Source organism: Pseudoduganella flava, from assembly GCF_007830495.1.
Taxonomy (GTDB): Bacteria; Pseudomonadota; Gammaproteobacteria; order Burkholderiales; family Burkholderiaceae_D; genus Rugamonas; species Rugamonas flava.
On the sequence record NZ_VLKW01000001.1, the window covers coordinates 224,805 to 246,874 of the forward strand.

Consider the following 22,070-nt stretch of genomic DNA (forward strand, 5'->3'; position numbering starts at 1 on the left):
GGTAAATTGCGGATGATCTACAACGGCAAAATCGCGCTGGTACTGGGCCTCGGTGAATCGGGCCTGGCGATGGCGCAGTGGCTCGCCCGCTGCGGCGCGCTGCTGCGCGTCGCCGATACGCGCGGCGTGCCCGATCGCCTGCCCGTGCTGCGCGAGACGCTGCCGGGCACGCAGTTCATTTCCGGGCCGTTCAACGCCGCGCTGCTGGACGGTGTCGACTTCGTTGCCGTCAGCCCGGGCCTCGCGCCGAACCGCGAACTGGCCGAGCTCCTGCCTGCCGCACAAGCCGCCAACATCCCGGTATGGGGAGAAATCGAGCTGTTCGCGCAGGCGCTGGACTGGCTGAAGACCGACCGCGCGTATGCGCCGAAGATCATTGCGATCACGGGCACGAACGGCAAGACCACGGTGACGACGTTGACGGGCCAGCTGTGCGAACGCGCCGGCCTCTCCGTCAAGGTGGCCGGCAACATCAGCCCGGCGGCACTGGACGTGCTGCGCGAGGCGATGGAGAACGCTCAGTTGGAACACTCGCTGCCGCAGGCGTGGGTGCTGGAACTGTCCAGCTTCCAGCTGCACACGACGTACTCGCTGAAAGCCGATGCGGCGACGGTGCTGAACGTCACGCAGGATCACCTCGACTGGCACGGCACGATGCAGGCGTATGCGGACGACAAGGCCCGCATCTTCGGCCCGGACACGGTGCGCGTGCTCAATCGCGCCGACAGCTACGTGATGCGGATGGCCAATCCGACCGGCGACAACGTCACGTTCGGCACCGACGAACCGGAAGCGCCGCACAGCTTCGGCCTCGTCAACGAACGGGGCATTCACTGGCTGGCGACGGCCGAGCCGACGGACGATGCCGAACCCGTGAAAAAGCGCCGCAAGAACGAACCGGCGCCACCCGTCGAGACGTACGTGAAGAAGCTGATGCCGGCCGATGCGCTGCAGATCCGCGGCACGCACAACGCGACCAATGCACTGGCCGCGCTGGCACTGTGCCGCGCGATCGGCCTGCCGTTCGCACCGCTGCTGCACGGCCTGCGCGAGTACAAGGGCCAGCCGCACCGCGTGGAACTGGTCGCGTCGATCAACGGCGTCGATTTCTACGACGACAGCAAGGGCACCAATGTGGGCGCCACCGTGGCCGCCATCGACGGCCTGGGTACCAGCTTCACCGGAGAGCAGCAAAAGATCGTGCTGATCGCCGGCGGTGACGGCAAGGGCCAGGAATTCGATCCGCTGGCCGGTCCCGTGTCGCGCTACGTGCGCGCCGTGGTGCTGATCGGCCGCGATGCGCCGGCGATCCGCACGGCGCTGGAAGGCACCGCTGTCAGGCTGGAGGATTTCGCCACGCTGCAGGAGGCGACGAAGCGCGCCGCCGCGCTGGCGCATGGCGGTGACGCGGTGCTGCTGTCGCCCGCGTGCGCGAGCCTGGACATGTTCAAGAACTACGCGCAGCGCGCCCAGGTGTTCATCGACACCGTGCGCGACATCGCGCTCGACGCGGGGCAGGAGATCTGATGGCCTTCCAGCTGCCATTCAAGTTCGCCGGTGCCGGATCGGTGACGCCGATCGACATCCGCGCGCGCCAGTCGCGGATGATGGAGTACGACCAGCCGTTGCTGTGGGTCGTGATCCTGTTGCTGCTGCTGGGGATGGTGATGGTGTATTCGGCGTCGATCGCGCTGCCCGATTCGCCGAAGTTCGCAGCGTACAAGAACACGTACTTCCTGACGCGCCAGGCGACGTTCATCGCGATCTCCGGTGTCGTGGCGCTCGTCGCGTTCCGCATTCCGATCGCCACCTGGCAGCGCTGGGCGCCGTATGTCTTTATCGGCACGCTGTTCCTGCTGGTGCTCGTGCTGATTCCAGGGGTCGGTGTCGTCGTCAACGGCGGCCGGCGCTGGCTGTCGCTGAAGGTGTACAACCTGCAGCCTTCCGAGTTGATGAAGCTGTTCATCGTGCTCTACGCGGCCGACTACACGGTGCGCAAGCAGGAATACATGCACAAGCTGACCAAGGGCTTCATGCCGATGGCGCTGGCCGTCGGCTTCGTCGGCATGCTGTTGCTGCTGGAGCCCGACCTGGGCGCGTTCGGCGTGATCGTCTGCATCGCGATGGGCATCCTGTTCCTCGGCGGCGTCAACGCGATCTGGTTCGGCGGCATCGCCGGCATGCTGGTGACGATTTTTGTCGCCATCATCGCGCTGTCGAAGTTCCGGCGCGACCGCTTCTTCGCCTACCTGAATCCGTGGGAAGAGGAAAACGCGTTGAACAAGGCTTACCAGCTGACGCACTCGCTGATTGCGTTCGGCCGCGGCGAGATCTTCGGCGTGGGCCTGGGCGGCAGCGTCGAGAAGCTGCACTACCTGCCGGAAGCGCACACAGACTTCCTGCTGGCCGTGATCGGCGAAGAACTGGGCCTCGTCGGCGTGCTGGTTGTCATCGGGATGTTCTACTGGATCGTTAAGCGTGCTTTCGACATCGGCCGCCAGGCGATCGCCATCGACCAGACCTTCGCCGGCCTGGTGGCAAAAGGCATCGGCATCTGGATCGGCGTACAGACTTTCATCAATATGGGTGTGAACCTGGGGCTGCTGCCCACCAAGGGCCTGACGTTGCCGCTGATGAGCTACGGCGGCACGGGCGTGCTCGTGAACTGCATCGGCCTCGCGATCCTGCTGCGGATCGACTACGAGAACCGGGTGCTGATGCGCGGGGGGCGCCTGTGAAGAAGCTGATGATCATGGCAGCCGGCACCGGCGGCCACATCTTCCCCGGCCTGGCGATCGCGCAGGCGATGCGCGCGCGCGGCTGGGACGTCACTTGGCTCGGCACGTCGCACGGCATGGAGCAGCAGCTCGTGCCGCAGCAGGGCGTGCCGATGGACGTGATCCATTTCTCCGGCATGCGCGGCAAGGGGATCGGCCACACGCTCAGCGGCGGCGTGAAGATGCTGAAGGCGTTCGCGGACTGCTTCGGCTTCATCCGCCGACGCAAGCCCGACGTGGTGCTGGGCATGGGCGGCTACGTGACGGTCCCGGGCGGCATGATGGCGAAGCTGGCCGGCGTGCCGCTGACCCTTGTGAACGCGGATGCGGCGCTGCTGCTGTCGAACAAGACGCTGGCGCCGTTCGCCGCGCGCGTGTGCTTCGGCTTCCCGGCGGACTTCGGCAACGCGGCCGGCAAGGCAATCGTCACCGGCAACCCGGTGCGCAAGGAAATCCTGGACCTGCCGGCGCCGGAGCAGCGTTTCGCCGGCCGGGAAGGGCCGCTGCGCGTGCTCGTCGTCGGCGGCAGCCTGGGTGCGAAGGCGCTGAACGACGCGTTGCCGGCCGCGCTGGCACTGCTGCCGGAAGGCGAACGCCCGATCGTCACGCACCAGTCGGGCAAGAAGAACATCGATGCGCTGCGCGCCGCGTATGGAGAGGCCAACGTGGTGGCCAACGTCGTCGACTTCATCGACGACATGGCCGGCGCGTATGCGCAGGCGGACGTGGTGATCTGCCGCGCCGGCGCGATCACGGTCGCGGAATTGACGGCCGCCGGCGTGGCCAGCGTGCTGGTGCCGCTCGTGGCATCGACGACGAGCCATCAGCGCGACAACGCCGTCTGGATGGCGAAGCAGGAAGCGGCGATCCACCAGCCGCAAAGCGAACTCACGCCGCAGGGCCTGGCGACGCTGCTGCGGCAACTGCCGCGCGACGCATGCCGCCGCATGGCCGTGGCGGCACGCGCGGTGGGCAAGCGCGACGCCAACGAGGCGATCGCGAACGTACTGGAACAATTGGCACAACAAAAATAGAGCGCGACGAACAACATGCAACACAAGGTCAAAAACATACACTTCGTCGGCATCGGCGGCAGCGGCATGAGCGGCATCGCCGAGGTGCTCGTCACGCTCGGCTACAACGTCAGCGGCTCGGACCTGGGCAGCAATGCCGTCACGCAGCGCCTCGCCGACATGGGCGCGAAGGTGTTCCAGGGCCATGCGGCGGAGCACATCGGCAATGCCGACGCCGTCGTCACGTCGACCGCGGTGGCGCAGGACAATCCGGAAGTGGTTGCCGCGCGCGCGAAGAAAATCCCGATCGTGCCGCGCGCCGTGATGCTGGGTGAATTGATGCGCCTGAAGCGCGGCATCGCGATCGCCGGCACGCACGGCAAGACGACGACGACGTCGCTGGTCGCCTCCGTGCTGTACCAGGGCGGCCTGGACCCGACGTTCGTCATCGGCGGCCGCCTAACCGCGGCCGGCGCGAACGCCAAGCTGGGCTCCGGCGACTACCTGGTGGCCGAGGCGGACGAATCGGATGCATCGTTCCTGAACCTGGCGCCGATGATCGAGGTGATCACGAACATCGATGCCGACCACATGGACACGTACGAGCACGATTTCGAGAAGCTGAAACAGGCTTTCGTGCACTTCACGCACCGGCTGCCGTTCTACGGCCGCGCGATGCTGTGCATCGACGATCCGCACGTGCGCAGCATCCTGCCGCAGGTGACGAAGCCCGTGACCACGTATGGCTTCGCGGAGGACGCCGAAGTGCGCGCCGTGAACGCGCGCGCCGTCGGGACGCAGATGCATTTCACGGTGCTGCAGGAAGGCTTCCCCGACCTGGACGTAGTGTTGAACCAGCCCGGCATGCACAACGTGCAGAACGCCTGCTCGGCAGTTGCGATCGCCCGCGAGATCGGCGTGCCCGACAGCGCCACGCAGGCCGGCCTGGCCGGCTTCGCAGGCGTCGGCCGCCGCTTCACGAAGTATGGCGACGTGGCCATCCCCGGTGGCGGAGCGTTCACGCTGGTCGACGACTTCGGCCACCACCCGGTGGAGACGGAAGTGACGGTGGCCGCGGCGCGCGCCGCCTATCCGGGCCGCCGCCTGGTGCTGGCGTTCCAGCCGCACCGCTACACGCGCACGCGCGACCTGCTGGACGATTTCGCCCGCGTGCTGTCGCAGGTGGACCTGCTGGTGCTGGCCGAGGTGTACGCGGCAGGCGAGGCGCCGATCGTCGGCGCCGACGGCCGCTCGCTGGTGCGGGCGATCCGCGCCCGCGGCAAAACGGAACCGGTCTTCGTCGAGAACATCGCCGACGTGCCGGACACGATCATGAATCTGGTGCGGGACGGCGACGTCGTCCTGACGATGGGGGCGGGCGCGATCAGCGGCGTCCCCGCGAAACTGGTCAGTTTTAATAAGGCATGACGGTATGAGCACTCCCACCATCACTCCCCAGGAAGCCCAGGCGTTCGGCAAGGTCGGCGTGCTGTTCGGCGGCCGCTCGGCCGAGCGCGACGTGTCGATCATGTCCGGCACCGGCGTGCTGCAGGCGCTGCAAAGCCAGGGCATCGACGCCCATCCGTTCGATCCAGGCCAGCGTTCGCTGGCCGAGCTGGCGGCGGAAAAATTCGACCGCGTGTTCATCGCGCTGCACGGCCGCTACGGCGAGGACGGCACGATCCAGGGCGCGCTGGAACTGCTGGGCATTCCGTACACTGGCAGCGGCGTGATGACCAGCGCGATGGCGATGGACAAGATCACGACGAAGATCATGTGGCTGAATGCGGGCTTGCCGACGCCGCGCTACGCGGTGCTGAAACCGGGCACGGACCTGGCCGCCGCCACCGCGCAACTGGGCTTGCCGATCGCCGTGAAGCCGCCGCATGAAGGCTCGTCGATCGGCTTCACGAAGGTGACCGCCGCCGAGCAAATGCAGGCGGCCTACGACAAGGCGGCCGCGCTGGACGACGAAGTGCTGGCCGAGGAATTCGTGGCGGGCCGCGAGTTCACGGTCGCCGTGCTGGGCACCGGTGCGACGGCACGCGCGCTGCCGATCGTCGAGATCGTGGCGCCGCAGGGCGAGTACGACTACCAGAACAAGTACTACACGGACGTGACGCAGTACTTCTGCCCGCCGCAACTGCCGCAGGACATCCAGGACGAGATGCAGCGCTGCGCCGTGGAGGCATACCGCGTGCTGGGCTGCGAGGGCTGGGGCCGGGTCGACGTGCTGCTGCGCGAAAGCGACCAGCGCCCGTTCCTGCTGGAAGTGAACACGTCGCCGGGCATGACGAGCCATTCGCTGGTGCCGATGGCGGCGCGCGCGGTGGGCATGTCGTATGAAGCGCTGTGCGTCGAGATCCTGCGCGGCGCGCGCCTGAAGAACAAGGGTTGAGAGGGAAGCGGCATTTATGTGGCAAGACGCGAAAGCCTTGAACGCAACCGCCAACGGCATCTTTGCCTTTGTTGCGGCCGCGTGCTTTGGCGCTTTCGTCTGGTGGCTGGCGCACCGCCCCGTGTTCGACCTGCGCACGATCCGCGTCGAACCGATGGTGACGTCGGAGCTGCGGCACGTGAATCTGCTGACCCTGAAGAACGGCACGCAGGGCCGCATCCGCGGCAACTTCTTCACGGCGAACCTGGAAAGCGTGCGCCAGGTGTTCGAGTCGGTGCCCTGGGTACGCCGCGCGACGGTGCGGCGCGAATGGCCCGACCAGCTGATCGTGGAAGTGGAAGAGCATGAAGCCCTGGGTACCTGGGGCGAGGATGGCCGGCTGCTGTCCGTGAAGGGCGACGTCTTCACGGCCAACCTGGCCGAGGCGGAAGAGGACCACGAGCTGCCGCAGTTCTCCGGACCGGACGGCAGCGAGAAGGAAGTGCTGTCGCGCTACGCGGAGCTGCGCAAGTGGTTCGCGCCGGCGCGGCTGATTCCCGAAGGGCTGGCGCTGTCGGGGCGCTATGCATGGACGGTGACGCTGAATAACGGCATGAGCGTCGCGCTGGGGCGCGAGCAGACGCCGACGATGCTGAAGGAAAGAGTCGAACGGCTGGTCGGCATCTGGCCGCAGCTGGCCGCGCGGGTGCAGAACATCGAGACGATCGACATGCGCTACCAGAACGGGCTGGCGCTGTCGGCGACGGGATTGAAGATACCGGCCGAGAAGGCCAAGAAGTAACCGAACAAATACGCGAAGAAAACGCGAATACAGACGAGCAAAACAGATGACAAAAGACGCGAAAAACCTGATCGTCGGCCTCGACATCGGCACCTCGAAGGTGGTGGCCGTGGTGGCCGAAGTGATGGGCGATGGCCGCCACGAAGTGATCGGGCTGGGACAGCACGAATCCAAGGGCCTGAAGAAGGGCGTGGTGGTGAACATCGAAGCGACGGTGGAATCCATCCAGCGCGCCCTCGAGGAAGCGGAGCTGATGGCCGACTGCAAGATCCGCAATGTGTATGCGGGCATCGCGGGCAGCCATATCCGCAGCTTCAACTCGAGCGGCATGGTGGCGATCAAGGAAAAGGAAGTCACGGCTACCGACGTGGCGCGCGTCATCGAAACGGCAAAAGCGGTCAATATCCCGACCGACCAGCAGCTGCTCCACACGGTGCCGCAAGAATTCATCGTCGACAGCCAGGAAGACGTGCGCGAGCCGATCGGCATGAGCGGCATCCGGCTGGAAGTGAAGGTACACATCGTTACCGGCGCCGTGAGCGCCGTGCAGAACATCGTCAAGTGCGTGCGGCGCTGCGGGCTCGAGGTCTCGGACCTGATCCTGCAGCCGATGGCATCCGCGGATGCCGTGCTGACGCCGGACGAAAAGGAATTGGGTGTAGTGCTGATCGATATCGGCGGCGGCACCACCGACGTTGCAGTGTTCTCGGACGGCGCGATCCGCCATACGGCAGTGATCCCGATCGCCGGCGACCAGATCACCAACGACATCGCCATGGCCTTGCGGACGCCCACGGCCGAAGCGGAAGAAATCAAGATCCGCTACGGCGTGGCCAAGCAGGTGCTGGCAGATCCAGGGGAACACCTGGAAGTGCCGGGCCTGGGCGACCGCGGTCCCCGCAACCTCTCCCGCCAGGCGCTGGCTGCCGTCATCGAGCCGCGCGTGGAGGAATTGTTCGCCATGGTGCACCAGGTCGTGCGCGAGTCCGGCTACGAGGGCGTGCTCTCGTCCGGCATCGTGCTGACCGGGGGCACCTCGATCATGCCTGGCATGGTCGAGATGGCGGAGGACATCTTCCTGAAACCGGCGCGTCTCGGCACGCCGGATTATCGCGGCCAGCTGGCCGACGTGGTGCGCAGCCCCCGCTACGCCACCGTGCTCGGCCTGCTGCTGGAAGCGAAGAAGCAGTATCTGCGCGGGCACATCGTCACGCGTCAGGACGGGTCCGTGAAGGCGGTGTGGCAGCGCATGAAAGAATGGTTCCTCGGTAATTTCTGAAAAACGAGGCACCCGCAAGCAGTACAGGGTTAAGGGAATTTTTTATATATACGCAGTTTTCAATCTCCAGTTCTTCTACCGATATGAGGCCTGGCGCTTGGAAACCGCATTCTTTTTAGGAGCACATCATGGAGTTCGATATGGTCGATAACGCATCACTGGGAACGGTGATCAAGGTGGTAGGTGTCGGCGGTGCGGGCGGTAACGCGGTGCAGCACATGATCAACAAGGGCATGAGCGGCGTGGAGTTCATCGCCGCGAATACCGATGCACAGGCGCTGTCGGCTTCCAAGGCAAACAACATCATCCAGATCGGCGAGACCGGCCTGGGCGCGGGCATGAAGCCGGACGTCGGCCGCAAGCTGGCCGAGGAATCGCGCGACCGTATCGAAGATGCGCTGCGCGGCGCGCACATGGTGTTCATCGCCGCGGGCATGGGCGGCGGCACCGGCACGGGCGCCGCACCGATCGTGGCCGAAGTGGCCAAGTCGCTGGGCGCGCTGACGGTGGCCGTGGTATCGAAGCCGTTCTCGCACGAAGGCCAGAAGTGCATGGAGATCGCCGACGAGGGTCTGGAACAGCTGTCCCAGAACGTCGACTCGCTGATCGTCATCCTGAACGAGAAGCTCGAAGAGATCTACGAGGACGAGTCGCTGATCGAATGGCTGCAGCATGCGGACGACGTGCTGAACAACGCGGTGGCCGGTATCGCCGAGATCATCAACGTGCCGGGCCACATCAACGTCGACTTCAACGACGTGAAGACGATCATGGGCGAGCAGGGCAAGGCGATGATGGGTACCGCGACCGCTTCCGGTGTCGACCGCGCCCGCATCGCGGCCGAGCAGGCCGTCGCGTCGCCGCTGCTGGACGGCGTGGACCTGTCCGGCGCGCGCGGCGTGCTGGTCAACGTCACCGCGAGCCGCGGCCTGAAGGGCAAGGAGATCAAGGAAGTCATGGCCGCCGTGCGCGCATTCGCGGCACCGGACGCGTCGATCGCCCAGGGCATCGCCTACGACGATGCGATGGGCGACGCGATCCGCGTCACCGTCGTCGCCACGGGCCTCGGCAAGGCGAAGAAGCACGTGCAGCTGGTACCGCAGCAGATGCTGCGCACCGGTACGCACAACGCCCCGCAGGCCGCGCTGGGCGGCGGCGTCGGCTCCACGTCCGTATCGATGGGCGTGGGCGCCGCCGGCGGTCACTCGTTCGAAGGCATGAAGGCCCCGGCCGTGTGGCGCCGCGAGTCCGCCTCCGAGCAGGTGCGCGCGATGGAAAAGAACGGCATGGAAACCTACGACATCCCGGCGTTCCTGCGCAAGCAGGCCGACTGAGGACGTCGTCCGGGATCCGGCTTCCCCGCGCGAGCGGGCTGACTTCGCAGAGGATTACGCGGCGGCTCCTGAAGCCGGGGCCGCCGCCGCGCCGGGCTTTGTGAGAGGGACCGGCGCCTTGAGCGCGTTCGCTCACGCTCTGGCATACTTGCCGGAGCCGCCGCCAGGGCAGCTGTCCTGCGCGGCTTTTTTTTTTGTGTTGAAGAGATAGAGGAGTCCCCACATGACCATCAAGATCGGCGACAAGCTGCCCGAAGGCACGCTGTCCGAATACATCGAAGTCGAAACCGAAGCCTGCTCGCTGGGCCCGAACACGTTCAACGTGCAGGACCTCGTCAAAGGCAAGAAGATCGCCATCTTCGGCCTGCCGGGCGCCTACACGCCGACGTGCTCGGCCAAGCACGTGCCGGGCTTCGTGCAGCACGCCGCCGAGTTCAAGGCCAAGGGCGTGGACGAGATCTGGTGCATCTCCGTCAACGACGCGTTCGTGATGGGCGCCTGGGGCCGCGAGCAGAAGGCGACCGGCATCGTGCGCATGATGGCCGACGGTAACGCGGCTTACAGCAAGGCACTGGGCCTGGACGCCGACTTCTCGAAGTTCGGCATGGGCACGCGCTCGCAGCGCTACTCGATGCTCGTCGAGGACGGCGTCGTCACGCAGCTCAACGTCGAGCAGGGCGGCAAGTTCGAGGTGTCGAATGCGGAGACGCTGCTGGGGCAGCTGTAATTCCGCTGCACACTGAGCTGAACTGAAAGACGCCCCTGCTCAAGGGGCGTTCTTGTTTGGGTCAGCAGATCGAGCCGCCGATGCTCTTGCCTGAGCGGAGGTCGAAGCCGAAGTCGCATTCATAACCGTCCGACGGGCGATAGCGGCACGCGACGTTTTCCTTTTGCCTCACGCGGGCACCATCTTCGATGCCGCATTCGCTCTTCCTGTCGGGGTCCATCGCGTTGAACATGTCCTTCGCGGCGCGGCCGCGCACATAGAAGGCGACGTGGACGTCGTTACGCGTTGGCGCATGCATTTCGCTCAGATCGCCGCCGTAGATTGCGTAGCGTGTTTCGGCCGGCCGCAGTATCCATTCCCATAGTTCCGCTCCTTGGGACAGTGCAGCGGAGCTGATCAGCGCAGCAAGAGCGAGGACAGGGCGTTTCAAAGGCGTCTCCCGGCCAGGTTCGCGGTCAACGACCGCACGGCTTTCCGGCGAAAGCTGTCCGGATATTTTGAAGAGCCATTACTGCCGAGCGTTGGCCGTAATCAACAGAGCTGCGGGCGTGGCGACAGGTGAGGCATTACCGCGACACCCGATCGCGCTGTGGCTGGACTACCGGCGTCGCAATGCCGGCCTGCCCCGCGACAGCAGCCGCGGGGCAGGATGCGCTACCGGTCCCTCAGTTCACCACACAAGCAAAGCTCGCCGCCGCATTCACATCTCCGCCGTTATAGCGCGGATACGCCGGATACTTGCACAGTGGCCGCGTGCGGCCGGCCGTGGCGGCCGTCACGTCGGTGGCCACCAGCGTGCCGGGCGGCGTGCCTTTCTCGACCCACTGGTCGAGCGCGTCGAGCGCGGCCCACGACGGCGAGAACGCGCCGACGCTGTGGCCGAAGCCGGGCACCGTGTAGAAGCGGAAGAAGTCTTCCACCTTCGACTGGCCGTACTTGGCCACCTGGCCCTGGTAGTAGGCGATCGTCGCGTTCGGGCTGATGATCTCGTCGGCCAGGCCGTGCAGCACGATCAGCTTGCCGCCGCGCGCGCGGAAGGTGTCGATGTCCGGGTTCGTCGCGCCGACGGTGGCCGACATGTCGACGAGGCGCTGCTGCAGCGTGCCCGGGTTGGCCAGGTTGAACTGCAGCGTGTTCAGCGCGGCGTCCTTGGCGATGAAGTATTTCAGGTAGCCGTCGCCCTGCGAGAACATGTAGCCGTTGGCCGGCACGGTCGGCGGCGCCACCGGCGTGGCCGAGGAGCCCATCGTGTTGGAGAAGTCCGCGCCTTGCAGGATGTTGTAGCCCTGGTGGCGCGTCACGCCGTGCGCCAGCGCGTACGGCAGTTCGAGGTCGTCGGCGATCGCGCGCACGGTCGCGATCTGCGGGTCGGACAGGCAGGTGTCGCCTTCGTCCGCGCCGCTCGGGCAGCGCAGCGCCGCCAGGATCGCCCCGCTCTTCACGCGGCAGGCCGCCACGTTGCCGACGAGGCCATCGGCAACGCCGTCGTCCGCGTCGCATTGCGCCAGCACCGTGCTGCGGATCAGCAGCTGCTTGGCGCGGTTCACGAAGCCGCCCGGCGTGCCGTAGGCGGCCTGGCCGATGCGCACGCCGTGCAGGCGCACGCCGGTGAAGTTCAGCGCCGGCGCGTTGGCGATCACGCCATCGTAGTCGCGCGGGTAGCGCTGCACGGCCGTCATGCCTTCGCGGCCGCCGGTGGAACCGCCGGCGAAGTACGAGCGCACCGGTGCGCGCAGGTAGTACTGGCGGATCAATGCGAATGCCGCGTCGTGCGTCTTCTTGATGTGGGCGTAGCCGAAGTTCGTCAGCGATGCTTCGTTCAGCGCGAATTCGGCGGAGGACAGCGCGCCGGTGTGGCCGGAATCGGAGCCGTACGTCGCATAGCCCTGCGACAGCGGCGTGGCGCCCGGCGCGAACGGAATGGCCGCCGTCGCATCGACGACGGTGCCGTTGTAGCCGGCGCCGCCCATCTGCACGGCCTTGCCGTTCCAGACCAGCGGCAGGTTCAGTTGGAAGCGGATTTCCGGCGTGCCCGCCGCATCGGATGGCGCCGCGGCGATCGAACCCAGCACCTGGCAGTAGGCGGCGGCGCGATCATCGCTCGCGACCGTCGTCACCGACGTCACCGTGGCACCACCCGTCGGCAAGCCGATTGCGGCGGCGGGGACGGTGCGGCCGGCAAGCGCGTCGCAGTTGCGCGGGCGGGCCTCGGCGGCAGCGGCAGCGGACGTTTTTGCCGCCGTCGTATCGGTATCCGTGCCGCCGCCACACGCGGCAAGGAGTGCCGCCGTCATGACCACGGTGCTGTGTTTGAAGCTGCTGGGCAAAGCCATCTACGATCTCCTGGTTAAAAAAAACCTAACTAATTTCCAGAATACAAGCAGTTTGATTTTTTGTCACCAGGAAAGCTATTGTGCACGTAGCCAAAAAGCAAAACCCCGGAGCAAGGTCCGGGGCTGGGACAAGAAGCGGCAGCGGTCACCACCAGCTATCGTCCCCCAGCACTGCCTGCTTGTAGTAATCGACATTGGCGCGCCAAGCGTAAGCGAGCGCGGACAGGGCGGTGGCCAAGTTGTGCGCGGTGTCGGCGGACAGGCCCAGCGGCGCGGCGCTCCACTGCAGCAGCAGGGTCAGCGCGATCGCCAGCAGCGCCAGCGAGACGCCGCGCTTCCACATCCCCTTGCACACGTAATAGAGCACGCCGAACAGCATGGCGAACAGGTTGCAATGGATGCGCAGCCGGGCGGCCAGCGGCAGCTGGGTCAGCTTCGGCAGCCCGACGCCGCCGGCGCGGTCGATCAGCGCGAATTTTTCCGTCCAGACGAGCGGCAGCTTTTGCGGCGTGGCGTATTCAAGCGGCGCCGGCGCCGCCGGCATGGCGGGGCGGCAGGTGGTGCACAGCGCGCTGCTGATGAAATGCGTGCCGCAGTTCTGGCAAATCGACATAAGTCCTCCCTGTTGACAATCGGTTGTTATGGCGGGCACGACTATATCGGGCCAGACAAATTATCAATATGTCAATTGTCAAGGAAGTGTCGGCGCTTGCGCGGCGCCAGCGCACAGCGGGATGTTCTAGAGGAGGTCGTCGAAACGGCATCGGCCGCTGTTGCGGCCGATCAGGCGCTGCGCGCATGCTTGCTGCTACGATCGCGCGCCCCGGCGAGCCGGGAACGTTACGCGGCGGCTTTCTTCGCGCGGCTGCGCTTCTTCGGCGCCAGCATCACGCCGGTGCAGTTCGGCGCGCCGCAGCGGCAAGCAAAGGCCTTCTTGACGGCCGGCGTGTGCCGCTCGTCGTAAATCAGGCCGTAGTTGTAGCGCAGCTCCTCGCCCTTTTCGATGTCGCGCAGCGCGTGGATGTAGACGCGGTCGTCCTCCTCCATCGCTTCGCAATTCGGGTCGCACGAGTGGTTGATGAAGCGCGACTCGTTGCCGCCCGCGCCGCCGTCGATCAACAGCCCGTTATTGAGCGTGAAGAAGAACGTATGGTTGATCGGGCCGCCCTTGGCGGCCGTGCGGCGGCACGTTTCATCCCAGTCGACGATCTCGCCGACATACTCGATGATGCGGGTGCCGGCAGGGATCCTGGTGCGGGCGAACACGCCCTTGCCATGGATCGGCGACTCGTGCACTTCATACATGGGGGAGGGGGTTTTCTTCGCGGGCGTAGTCATTTCGACATCATACCGCGCTTCCCCGCGCGCACGATCACGGTTGCCGCTGTTTCGTGTGCTCCGGCGGCAGTTCGGCAGGCGCGGGCCGGCGTGTGCCCGCCACGCGCCACGCGCCGCGCTCGCGGCGCACGATGTGGGTTTCAAACCAGTGCGCGATCCCGCCCTGTTCCAGCGTGACGGCGTAGCAGCCGTCGCCCGCGCTGGCGCTGGCGAAACGGCGCATCGGCAGCGGCGGCATGCCGGCCACCGCATCGGATGGGTTGAACCGGCTGCCCGCATCGGCGATGCCGCCAATGCCCGGTTCGCGTCGCCCCAACAGGGCCTGCACTGCCTCGGGCAGCTCGTCGATGCTGGCGAGCGTGCGCGCTGAAGGCGCCGTGCAATCGTCGGCGGCGCGGCAGGCGCCGTGCAGACCGGCGGCGAGCAGGGTGACAGTGAGCAGGATCGTCTTCATCGTTCGAGTATGCCATGGCTGGGCCGCGGTGGATCTCTTTGCGTACAATGGTCATCCCGCCAAGATCATGGACCGCCGTTGAAACCGCAAGCCAAGGAAAACCTGCACAGCATCTATGCGATGCTGACCGCCGTCGCGATGTTCTCGCTGATGGACACGTCGATGAAGATGCTGGCCGCCCATTACCCGGCCATGCAGGTGACGGTGCTGCGCGCGTTCTGCTCGATGCCGCTGGTGTGCGCCTACGTGGCGTGGCGCGGCAAGTTCAAGGGCATGCTGCGCGTGCACTGGCCGCTGCAGCTGCTGCGCGGCGCGCTCGGCATCGGCATGCTGACGCTGTTCGCCTACGGCCTGAAGTCGCTGCCGCTGGCCGAGACGTATTCCGTGTTCTTCATCGCGCCCGCGTTGATCACGGCGCTGTCCGTGTTCATCCTGAAGGAGCGGGTCGACGCGATGCAGTGGCTGGCGATCGTCGTCGGCCTGGTGGGCGTGCTCGTCGTGCTGCGGCCCGACGGCATGAACTTCATCTCGCTGGCCGGGCTGGCGATCCTGGGTTCGGCCGCGTGCTATGCCGTGTCGGCGATCGCCAGCCGCATCCTGTCGCGCACCGATGCGAATGAACACATCATGTTCTGGCTGCTGACCTTCATGGGCCTGGGCGCCGTGCCGCTGGCATGGCATGGCTGGGTGCCGCTGCGCTGGGACGACTGGCCCGTGCTGGTCGCGCTGGCGCTGTCGGGCTTCTTCGGCCAGCTGGCGATCACGAAGGCGTTCAGCATGGGCAAGGCGTCGATCGTGGCGCCGTTCGAGTACACGGCGCTGGCGTGGGGCGTGGCGATCGACTGGGCGCTGTGGAACACGCTGCCGGACCGCTGGACCTTGACGGGCGCCGCGATCATCATCGGCAGCGGCATTTACCTGGTGCGCCGCGAGGCTGCCCACGCGGAAAGCGAACACCCTTGAAACCCGCATATTGTCTGGATTTTATCGCCCTTTGAGCGGATGAGCGGCGCGGCACGAGCGGCCGGGAAAGCCGATATAATCGTGAAATGCTGAAACAACGTACCGTCCAAGAAGCCGTTCGCACCACTGGTGTCGGCGTGCACTCCGGCACTAAGGTCGAACTGACCTTGCGTCCCGCTCCGCCCGATACGGGCATCGTCTTCGCCCGCGTGGACCTGCAGCCGCCCGTCGTGTTCCCCGTCGGCCCGCTCGAGATCGGCGATACCCGCATGGCCACCGTGATGATCAAGGAAGGCGCGCGCGTGTCGACGATCGAGCACCTGATGTCCGCCTGCGCCGGTCTTGGCATCGACAACCTGTTTGTCGACGTGACGGCCGAGGAAATCCCGATCATGGACGGCTCGGCGTCGTCGTTCGTCTACCTGCTGCAGCAGGCCGGCCTGCAGGAGCAGGACGCGCCGAAGAAATTCATCCGCATCAAGAAGACGATCGAGGTGCGCGAAGGCGAGGGCGCCAACGAGAAGTGGGCGAGGTTGGTGCCGCACGAAGGCTTCAAGCTGGACTTCTTCATCGAATTCAACCACCCGGCCGTGGACGGCACCGCGCAGCGCGCGTCGGTGGACTTCGGCAGCCAGTCGTACATCCAGGCGGTGGCGCGGGCGCGCACGTTCGGCTTCATGCAGGACGTGGAGATGCTGCGCGGGATCGGCCTGGCCAGGGGCGGCTCGCTGGAGAATGCGATCGTGATGGACGAGTACCGCATCCTGAACCCGGACGGCCTGCGCTACGACGACGAATTCGTGCGCCACAAGATCCTCGACGCGATCGGCGACCTGTACGTGATCGGCCATCCGCTGATCTGTGCCTACGAGGCGCACAAGTCCGGCCATGCGCTGAACAACAAGCTGCTGCGCGCCCTGATGGACCAGCCGGATGCGTACGAGATCGTCACCTACGATTCGCTGGACGCGGCACCGCCGTCGTATGCGAAGCAGCTGGAACAGGAATGGTCGTATAACTAGAAAGTGCGCTGGCCGGCAGGCCGTGCACCCGGCAAGCTAGCGCCGGTGCTTGACCAGGTTCTTCAGCGCCTCAATCAGCGGCGCATTCTGTTTGCTGGGCTCCAGCGTTTCGGACAGCCGGGCGAACGACTCCACCCCCATCTCGGGAATCTCCAGCTGGCGCCGCGGTGGCGGCGGCGCCACGACGGCCGGCGTCATCCGCACCTTCAGGCGCACGTTGTCGATCTGCCACCCCTTGTGCAACAGTGCGTCTTGAAGTTTTGGCAATTGCTGTTTAAGCTTGGCGGCGACCGATGCGTTCGGCACCGCCAGCACCAGTTGGCCCGCCTCGAACGACAGGATGTCGCAGCTCGCGAACGCGGCCGGCAGCACCTGGGCACAGTCCTGCTGCAGGCGCGCCATCCGCTGCACGGCCGGCAGCAGCGCGGCGAGGCGGTCGTGCCGGCGCAGGAAATCCGTCGCTTCGACGGCGGCCCGGTTCTGGTTGGGGGAGTTGAATCGCATGCGCGAAACATAGCATAGGCACGCCGCGCGTGCAGCATCGGCACGGGGCAACCGGCGGGAGCGGTAACTGCCGAATGTTAATATTGCCAATCGGGCTATTGTCTTACCAGCGGCCATCCCAATGTACCCCCGTGCTAAAATCATGGTCTTTTGCCACAGGCGGGCAACTGCGGGGGCTCCGGACAAGCGGGCGGCGCTCCGGGCAGGTCGCGAAGCGAGCTATTTTTTAAACGGCGTTTATTCAAGAATTCAAGCATGTCCTTACTGACCCGGATTTTCGGCAGCCGTAATCAACGGTTGCTCAAGCAATACCAAAAAACGGTAAAAGCGATTAACGCTCTCGAGCCGGAGTACGAAAAGCTGTCGGACGCCGAATTGCAGGCGAAAACGCCCGCCTTCAAGGAACGCGTGGCGGCCGGCGAGGCGCTGGACGACCTGCTCGTGGAAGCTTTCGCCGTTTGCCGCGAGGCGTCCAAGCGCGTGTTCAAGATGCGCCACTTCGACGTGCAGCTGGTCGGCGGCATGGTCCTGCATTACGGGAAGATCGCCGAGATGCGCACCGGTGAAGGCAAGACGCTGACGGCAACCCTGCCGGCCTACCTGAATGCGCTGTCCGGCAAGGGCGTGCACATCGTGACCGTCAACGACTACCTGGCCCAGCGCGACGCCGAGACGATGGGCAAGCTGTATCGCTGGCTGGGCCTGACCACGGGCGTGAACCTGGGCCAGATGGAGCATGCGCTGAAACAGCAGGCCTACGGGGCCGACATCACGTACGGCACCAACAACGAATTCGGCTTCGACTACCTGCGCGACAACATGGTGTTCGAAGTGCGCGACCGCGTGCAGCGCGGCCTGAACTACGCGATTGTCGACGAAGTGGACTCGATCCTGATCGACGAGGCCCGTACGCCGCTGATCATTTCCGGCCAGGCCGAGAACCACACGGACCTGTACCACAAGATGAACACCGTGCCGCCGCAGCTGACGTTGCAGGTGGGCGAAGAGACGCCGGACGGCAAGGGCAAGATCGAGGTGCCGGGCGACTACACGAAGGACGAGAAGGCGCACCAGGTGCTGCTGACCGAGGCCGGCCACGAAAGGGCCGAGGCGATCCTCACGCAAATGGGCCTGCTGCCGGAAGGCGCGTCGCTGTACGACTCGGCCAACATCACGCTGGTGCACCACCTGTATGCGGCGCTGCGCGCCCATGCGCTGTACCACAAGGACCAGCACTACGTCGTGCAGAACGGCGAAGTGATCATCGTCGACGAATTCACGGGCCGCATGATGACGGGCCGCCGCTGGTCCGATGGCCTGCACCAGGCCGTCGAAGCGAAAGAGGGCGTGCGCATCCAGAACGAGAACCAGACGCTCGCGTCGATCACGTTCCAGAACTACTTCCGCATGTACGGCAAGCTGGCCGGCATGACGGGTACCGCCGACACGGAAGCGTATGAATTCCAGGAGATCTACGGCCTCGAGACCGTGGTGATCCCGCCGAACCGCCCGTCGGCCCGCAAGGACCGCCAGGACCAGGTGTACAAGTCGGCCCAGGAAAAATACCAGGCGATGGTCAACGACATCCGCGAGTGTTACGACCGCGGCCAGCCGGTACTGGTCGGCACGACGTCGATCGAGAACTCGGAACTGCTGTCGTCGATCCTCACCAAGGCCAAGCTGCCGCACAACGTGCTGAACGCGAAGCAGCACGCCCGCGAAGCGGAAATCATCGCGCAGGCAGGTTCGCCGAAAGCGATCACGATCGCCACGAACATGGCCGGCCGCGGTACCGACATCGTCCTGGGCGGTAACGTCGAGAAGCAGATCCAGTTCGTCGAAGCGGATGCGAACCTGTCCGACGCCGAGAAGGCCGAGCAGGCGCAGAAGCTGCGCGACGGCTGGCAGGCGCTGCACGAGCAGGTGGTGGCGGCCGGCGGCCTGCACATCATCGGCACCGAGCGCCACGAATCGCGCCGGGTGGACAACCAGCTGCGCGGCCGCTCCGGCCGCCAGGGCGACCCGGGCTCGTCGCGCTTCTACCTGTCGCTGGACGATCCGCTGCTGCGCATCTTCGCCGGCGACCGCGTGCGCGCGATCATGGAACGCCTGAAGATGCCGGAAGGCGAACCGATCGAGGCGGGCATCGTCACGCGTTCGATCGAGTCGGCCCAGCGCAAGGTCGAGGCCCGCAACTTCGACATCCGCAAGCAGCTGCTCGAATACGACGACGTCGCCAACGACCAGCGCAAGGTGATCTACCAGCAGCGTAACGAGCTGCTGGAAGCGACCGACATCTCGGACATGATCCAGAACCTGCGCCACGGCGTGTTCACCGACATCGTGCGCCAGTACGTGCCGGCCGAATCCGTCGAGGAGCAGTGGAACATCCCGGCGCTGCAGGCCGTGCTGGCCGCGGAATGGCAGATCGACCTGCCGCTGGCGGCGATGCTGGAGAAGGAATCGAGCCTGACCGACGAGGAGATCGTCGAACGTGTGATCGCCGCCGCGGACGAGCAGTACAACGCGAAGATCGCGATCGTCGGCAAGGATGCCTTCGGCGGCTTCGAGCGCAGCGTGATGCTGCAGAGCGTGGACAGCCACTGGCGCGAACACCTGGCCGCGCTGGACCACCTGCGCCAGGGCATTCACCTGCGCGGCTATGCGCAGAAGAACCCGAAGCAGGAGTACAAGCGCGAAGCGTTCGAGCTGTTCGGCCAGATGCTGGACATGATCAAGAACGAAGTGGTGCGCATGGTGATGACGGTGCGCATCCAGTCGCGCGAGGAAGTCGAAGCGGCCGAAGCCGCGCTGGCCGCGTCGCACGTGGAGAACGTGCACTACCAGCACGCCGACTTCAACCCGAACGCGGCGCCGGAAGAGCTGCTGGCACCGACGGCCATGCCAGCCGGCATGCCGGAAGCGACGGTCCAGGTGGGCCCGAAGGTGGGCCGCAACGATCCCTGCCCCTGCGGCAGCGGCAAGAAGTACAAGGCTTGCCACGGCAAGCTGGCGTGATGAAGACCGGGGTCGGACCCGCCGGGTCCGACCCCAGACGTTGAATTTTGGGTCAAGAAAGCCTGGCGTAATGCCGGGCTTTTTTCATTGCAGTGGAAATACGCAAATCCACAGCGACTTCGGCAGCCTCGTCCTGCCGTCCGGCCCTCGACGCTGCTTCTCGGATCAAACAAAAAAACCCGGCACCTGGCCGGGTTCTTCACAGCGCCGTAAGACGGCTTACTGCAGCGTCAGGATGACCTTGACGGTATCGTCCACAGCCGACTTGTCGATGTAGCCGATCGCTTTCGGGTCATCGGCGACGGCCTTCTTCACTTCGGCGTTCGACTTGAACTCCTTCGGTGCCTGCGCCTTGCCGGTGAAGACCAGCTTGGACCAGATGGCTTTCACCTGGGCGGCATCCTTGTCCGTCACCTTCTTGTAGAAGTCGTTACGGATGGCCGAGCCGTCGGCCTGGTCGACCGGCGTGAACATCGTCGATTTACCGAGGAAGAACTGGGCGGCCTGCTCGGAGAACATGCGCGTTGCCGGGTTCTTGGCGCTGACGATCACCACGATCTCGGCCGAAGCGGAAGCCGCGGCGAACGTGCCCAGTGCGGCAACGATCAGGGTAGCGAGGGTCTTTTTCATGGTGGCTCCTTAGAACACGAAATCGACGCCGGCGGCGACGACGGTGACGTTCTTGCCCACGCCGGCAGGCGTCACGTCGGACAGGAAGCCGTTCTTCGCGCCCGGCTTCACGCGGTCGACCTGCACTTTCAGCGCGGCCGACTTGGCGAAGTCCCAGCGTACGCCGAGGATGTCCGAGCTCTGGTCGGACGGTGCCAGCATGCCCTTCACGGTGGCGTTCAGCGTCGGGACGGCGGCCAGGGCGGCCGGCACGGTCAACGTCGAACCCTTGCCGTCATACTTGGCGTGGGCGTAGTACGGCAGCACCTTGCCGAAGCGGTAGCCGGCCATCGTGTACCACGCGTTCGATTCGGACAGGTAGACCGGTTCCTTCGCGCGGCGCATGCCGTATTCGGCCTGCACGACGATGTTGTTCCAGTCGGCCAGGAGGCCAACGGACGTGAAGGCCATGCGCTTGCCGTCCTTGATCGAGATGTCGTTGGCCAGCTGGGCGAAGCCGAGCTTGGTCAGCGTGTCGGTCAGCGAGTTGATCGCGGTGACTTCCGTCGACGTCAGCTTGCCCTGCACGTGGGCGAAGCGCAGCGTGACGGGGCCGTGTTCGGCGCTGACCGCGAAGCCGGCGGCCGGCGCGTGATAGCGCGGTTCCGTGTGCGTCGAGGCCACGTACGATTTGCCGCGGGCCACGCCCACGAATGCCTGGGCGGTCACGTTCGTGTCGCCATAGCTGTGCTGCCAGTTGATGTCGGCGCCGTCGGCGTTTTCAATGATGTTCTGGCCGTACATCTCGATCGGCGGACGCATCATCGTGTTCGCGTAGCCCACGTTCTGGTAATCCGAGATCAGGAACGACGGCACCACGACGCGGCCCAGGCGCACGGCGGTTTCATCGTTGATCTTGTACTTGACGAAGGCCCATGCCAGCTCGGTCGTGAAGCTGTCGCCGGTCGACTTGCGCGACAGGATCTGGGTCGTCGCGGACAGCTTGTCCGAGAACGAATACGTGGCCTGCAGGCCCAGGTTCGAATCGAGGCCGATCGTCGTCGTGCCCGCCGTGCCTTCGCGCTGGTTCGAGCGCGTGAAGCGTGCGTCTTCGGTGTTGCTCTTGGCCGCAGCCAGCGTGCCGAAGCCCGTGATCGTGAGGTTCTCGTCGCCGAGGGTTGCCGCTTGGGCCGACACGCCCAGCGTGCCCAGCAGTGCTGCTACTAACAGTCGCTTTTTCATCTTCCGATTTCCGATGGTTGTTGTGTTCTTTCCTGTCCCCGTAGCGGAGATTGCCCAGGACAGTCTTAATGCGATGCAACTTTATTTAATTTCCGCAGTGCATGAAAGTGAAATCGGCTGTTTCGTGCTTTATGATTATCGATGGTGTGGTTTTTTTGCGAAACCCTGTCAGTAAAGGCATTCCTGCCTGTCTTGAAGGCATAAGAAAGTGAAATGCCTTATGTGCAAGCGCAGCAAAAGGTAGCGATAACATCAGGTGGGCTGATACTGGAAGTCAC

General features: G+C 65.3%; 20 protein-coding genes. 12 read left to right on the forward strand and 8 right to left on the reverse strand.

Annotated elements, in window-relative coordinates:
• The first annotated feature begins 12 nt into the window (after window positions 1-12).
• The 9 genes from murD (at window position 13) to IP92_RS01110 (ending at window position 10,309) form a co-directional block, all read left to right on the forward strand.
• Window positions 13-1,527, forward strand: coding sequence for a UDP-N-acetylmuramoyl-L-alanine--D-glutamate ligase (gene murD / locus IP92_RS01070; RefSeq protein ID WP_145873258.1), 1,515 nt, complete (start codon window positions 13-15; stop codon window positions 1,525-1,527).
• Window positions 1,527-2,738, forward strand: coding sequence for a putative lipid II flippase FtsW (ftsW, locus tag IP92_RS01075; protein ID WP_145872681.1), 1,212 nt, complete (start codon window positions 1,527-1,529; stop codon window positions 2,736-2,738). Before murD ends, ftsW begins: the two co-directional genes overlap by 1 nt.
• Window positions 2,739-2,746: 8 nt before the next feature.
• Complete coding sequence (murG, locus tag IP92_RS01080; protein WP_145872682.1) at window positions 2,747-3,811, forward strand: undecaprenyldiphospho-muramoylpentapeptide beta-N-acetylglucosaminyltransferase; 1,065 nt, start codon at window positions 2,747-2,749, stop codon at window positions 3,809-3,811.
• Between the two features lie 15 nt (window positions 3,812-3,826).
• Window positions 3,827-5,218 (forward strand): UDP-N-acetylmuramate--L-alanine ligase, encoded by a 1,392-nt coding sequence (gene murC / locus IP92_RS01085; RefSeq protein ID WP_145872683.1) that lies wholly within the window; start codon window positions 3,827-3,829, stop codon window positions 5,216-5,218.
• Between the two features lie 4 nt (window positions 5,219-5,222).
• A complete protein-coding gene (locus tag IP92_RS01090; protein ID WP_145872684.1) occupies window positions 5,223-6,188 on the forward strand; it encodes a D-alanine--D-alanine ligase in 966 nt (321 codons plus the stop codon).
• A gap of 16 nt (window positions 6,189-6,204) precedes the next feature.
• Window positions 6,205-6,969, forward strand: coding sequence for a cell division protein FtsQ/DivIB (locus IP92_RS01095; protein WP_145872685.1), 765 nt, complete (start codon window positions 6,205-6,207; stop codon window positions 6,967-6,969).
• A 46-nt stretch (window positions 6,970-7,015) separates the two neighbouring features.
• Entirely contained in the window at window positions 7,016-8,248 is a 1,233-nt protein-coding gene (ftsA, locus tag IP92_RS01100) for a cell division protein FtsA (RefSeq protein ID WP_145872686.1), read from the forward strand.
• 128 nt (window positions 8,249-8,376) lie between these two features.
• Complete coding sequence (gene ftsZ, locus IP92_RS01105) at window positions 8,377-9,582, forward strand: cell division protein FtsZ (protein WP_145872687.1); 1,206 nt, start codon at window positions 8,377-8,379, stop codon at window positions 9,580-9,582.
• A 223-nt stretch (window positions 9,583-9,805) separates the two neighbouring features.
• The gene (locus tag IP92_RS01110; RefSeq protein WP_145872688.1) at window positions 9,806-10,309 is read left to right on the forward strand and encodes a peroxiredoxin; all 504 of its coding nucleotides are present in this window, start codon (window positions 9,806-9,808) and stop codon (window positions 10,307-10,309) included.
• Window positions 10,310-10,370: 61 nt separating this feature from the next.
• On the opposite strand, the gene IP92_RS01115 is transcribed toward IP92_RS01110, so the two are convergent.
• The 5 genes from IP92_RS01115 to IP92_RS01135 all read right to left on the reverse strand — a co-directional run bounded on the left by IP92_RS01115 (window position 10,371) and on the right by IP92_RS01135 (window position 14,434).
• Window positions 10,371-10,739: a hypothetical protein gene (locus tag IP92_RS01115; protein ID WP_145872689.1), complete on the reverse strand. Its 369-nt coding sequence runs from the start codon at window positions 10,737-10,739 to the stop codon at window positions 10,371-10,373.
• Between the two features lie 235 nt (window positions 10,740-10,974).
• Window positions 10,975-12,642 (reverse strand): tannase/feruloyl esterase family alpha/beta hydrolase, encoded by a 1,668-nt coding sequence (locus IP92_RS01120; protein WP_145872690.1) that lies wholly within the window; start codon window positions 12,640-12,642, stop codon window positions 10,975-10,977.
• Between the two features lie 145 nt (window positions 12,643-12,787).
• A complete protein-coding gene (locus IP92_RS01125) occupies window positions 12,788-13,255 on the reverse strand; it encodes a DUF2628 domain-containing protein (RefSeq protein WP_145872691.1) in 468 nt (155 codons plus the stop codon).
• 227 nt (window positions 13,256-13,482) lie between these two features.
• Window positions 13,483-13,980 (reverse strand): SET domain-containing protein, encoded by a 498-nt coding sequence (locus tag IP92_RS01130; protein WP_145872692.1) that lies wholly within the window; start codon window positions 13,978-13,980, stop codon window positions 13,483-13,485.
• A gap of 34 nt (window positions 13,981-14,014) precedes the next feature.
• On the reverse strand, window positions 14,015-14,434 hold the full coding sequence (locus tag IP92_RS01135) for a hypothetical protein (RefSeq protein ID WP_145872693.1): 420 nt from the start codon (window positions 14,432-14,434) through the stop codon (window positions 14,015-14,017).
• Between the two features lie 120 nt (window positions 14,435-14,554).
• Between IP92_RS01135 and IP92_RS01140 the strand changes: the two genes are divergently transcribed.
• Both IP92_RS01140 and lpxC read left to right on the forward strand, forming a co-directional pair.
• On the forward strand, window positions 14,555-15,397 hold the full coding sequence (locus IP92_RS01140; RefSeq protein ID WP_145873259.1) for a DMT family transporter: 843 nt from the start codon (window positions 14,555-14,557) through the stop codon (window positions 15,395-15,397).
• Between the two features lie 86 nt (window positions 15,398-15,483).
• Complete coding sequence (lpxC, locus tag IP92_RS01145) at window positions 15,484-16,419, forward strand: UDP-3-O-acyl-N-acetylglucosamine deacetylase (RefSeq protein WP_145872694.1); 936 nt, start codon at window positions 15,484-15,486, stop codon at window positions 16,417-16,419.
• Window positions 16,420-16,455: 36 nt separating this feature from the next.
• Here the strand turns inward: lpxC and IP92_RS01150 are convergent, their stop codons facing one another.
• Complete coding sequence (locus IP92_RS01150) at window positions 16,456-16,923, reverse strand: DciA family protein (protein WP_145872695.1); 468 nt, start codon at window positions 16,921-16,923, stop codon at window positions 16,456-16,458.
• A 255-nt stretch (window positions 16,924-17,178) separates the two neighbouring features.
• Between IP92_RS01150 and secA the strand changes: the two genes are divergently transcribed.
• Window positions 17,179-19,941 carry a preprotein translocase subunit SecA gene (gene secA / locus IP92_RS01155; RefSeq protein ID WP_145872696.1) on the forward strand — a complete coding sequence of 921 codons (2,763 nt, stop codon included), beginning with the start codon at window positions 17,179-17,181 and terminating at the stop codon, window positions 19,939-19,941.
• Between the two features lie 219 nt (window positions 19,942-20,160).
• Here secA and IP92_RS01160 read toward each other — a convergent pair whose 3' ends face one another.
• A complete protein-coding gene (locus IP92_RS01160; protein WP_145872697.1) occupies window positions 20,161-20,571 on the reverse strand; it encodes a type 2 periplasmic-binding domain-containing protein in 411 nt (136 codons plus the stop codon).
• Between the two features lie 9 nt (window positions 20,572-20,580).
• Window positions 20,581-21,792 carry a porin gene (locus IP92_RS01165; protein WP_145872698.1) on the reverse strand — a complete coding sequence of 404 codons (1,212 nt, stop codon included), beginning with the start codon at window positions 21,790-21,792 and terminating at the stop codon, window positions 20,581-20,583.
• Between the last annotated feature and the right edge of the window lie 278 nt (window positions 21,793-22,070).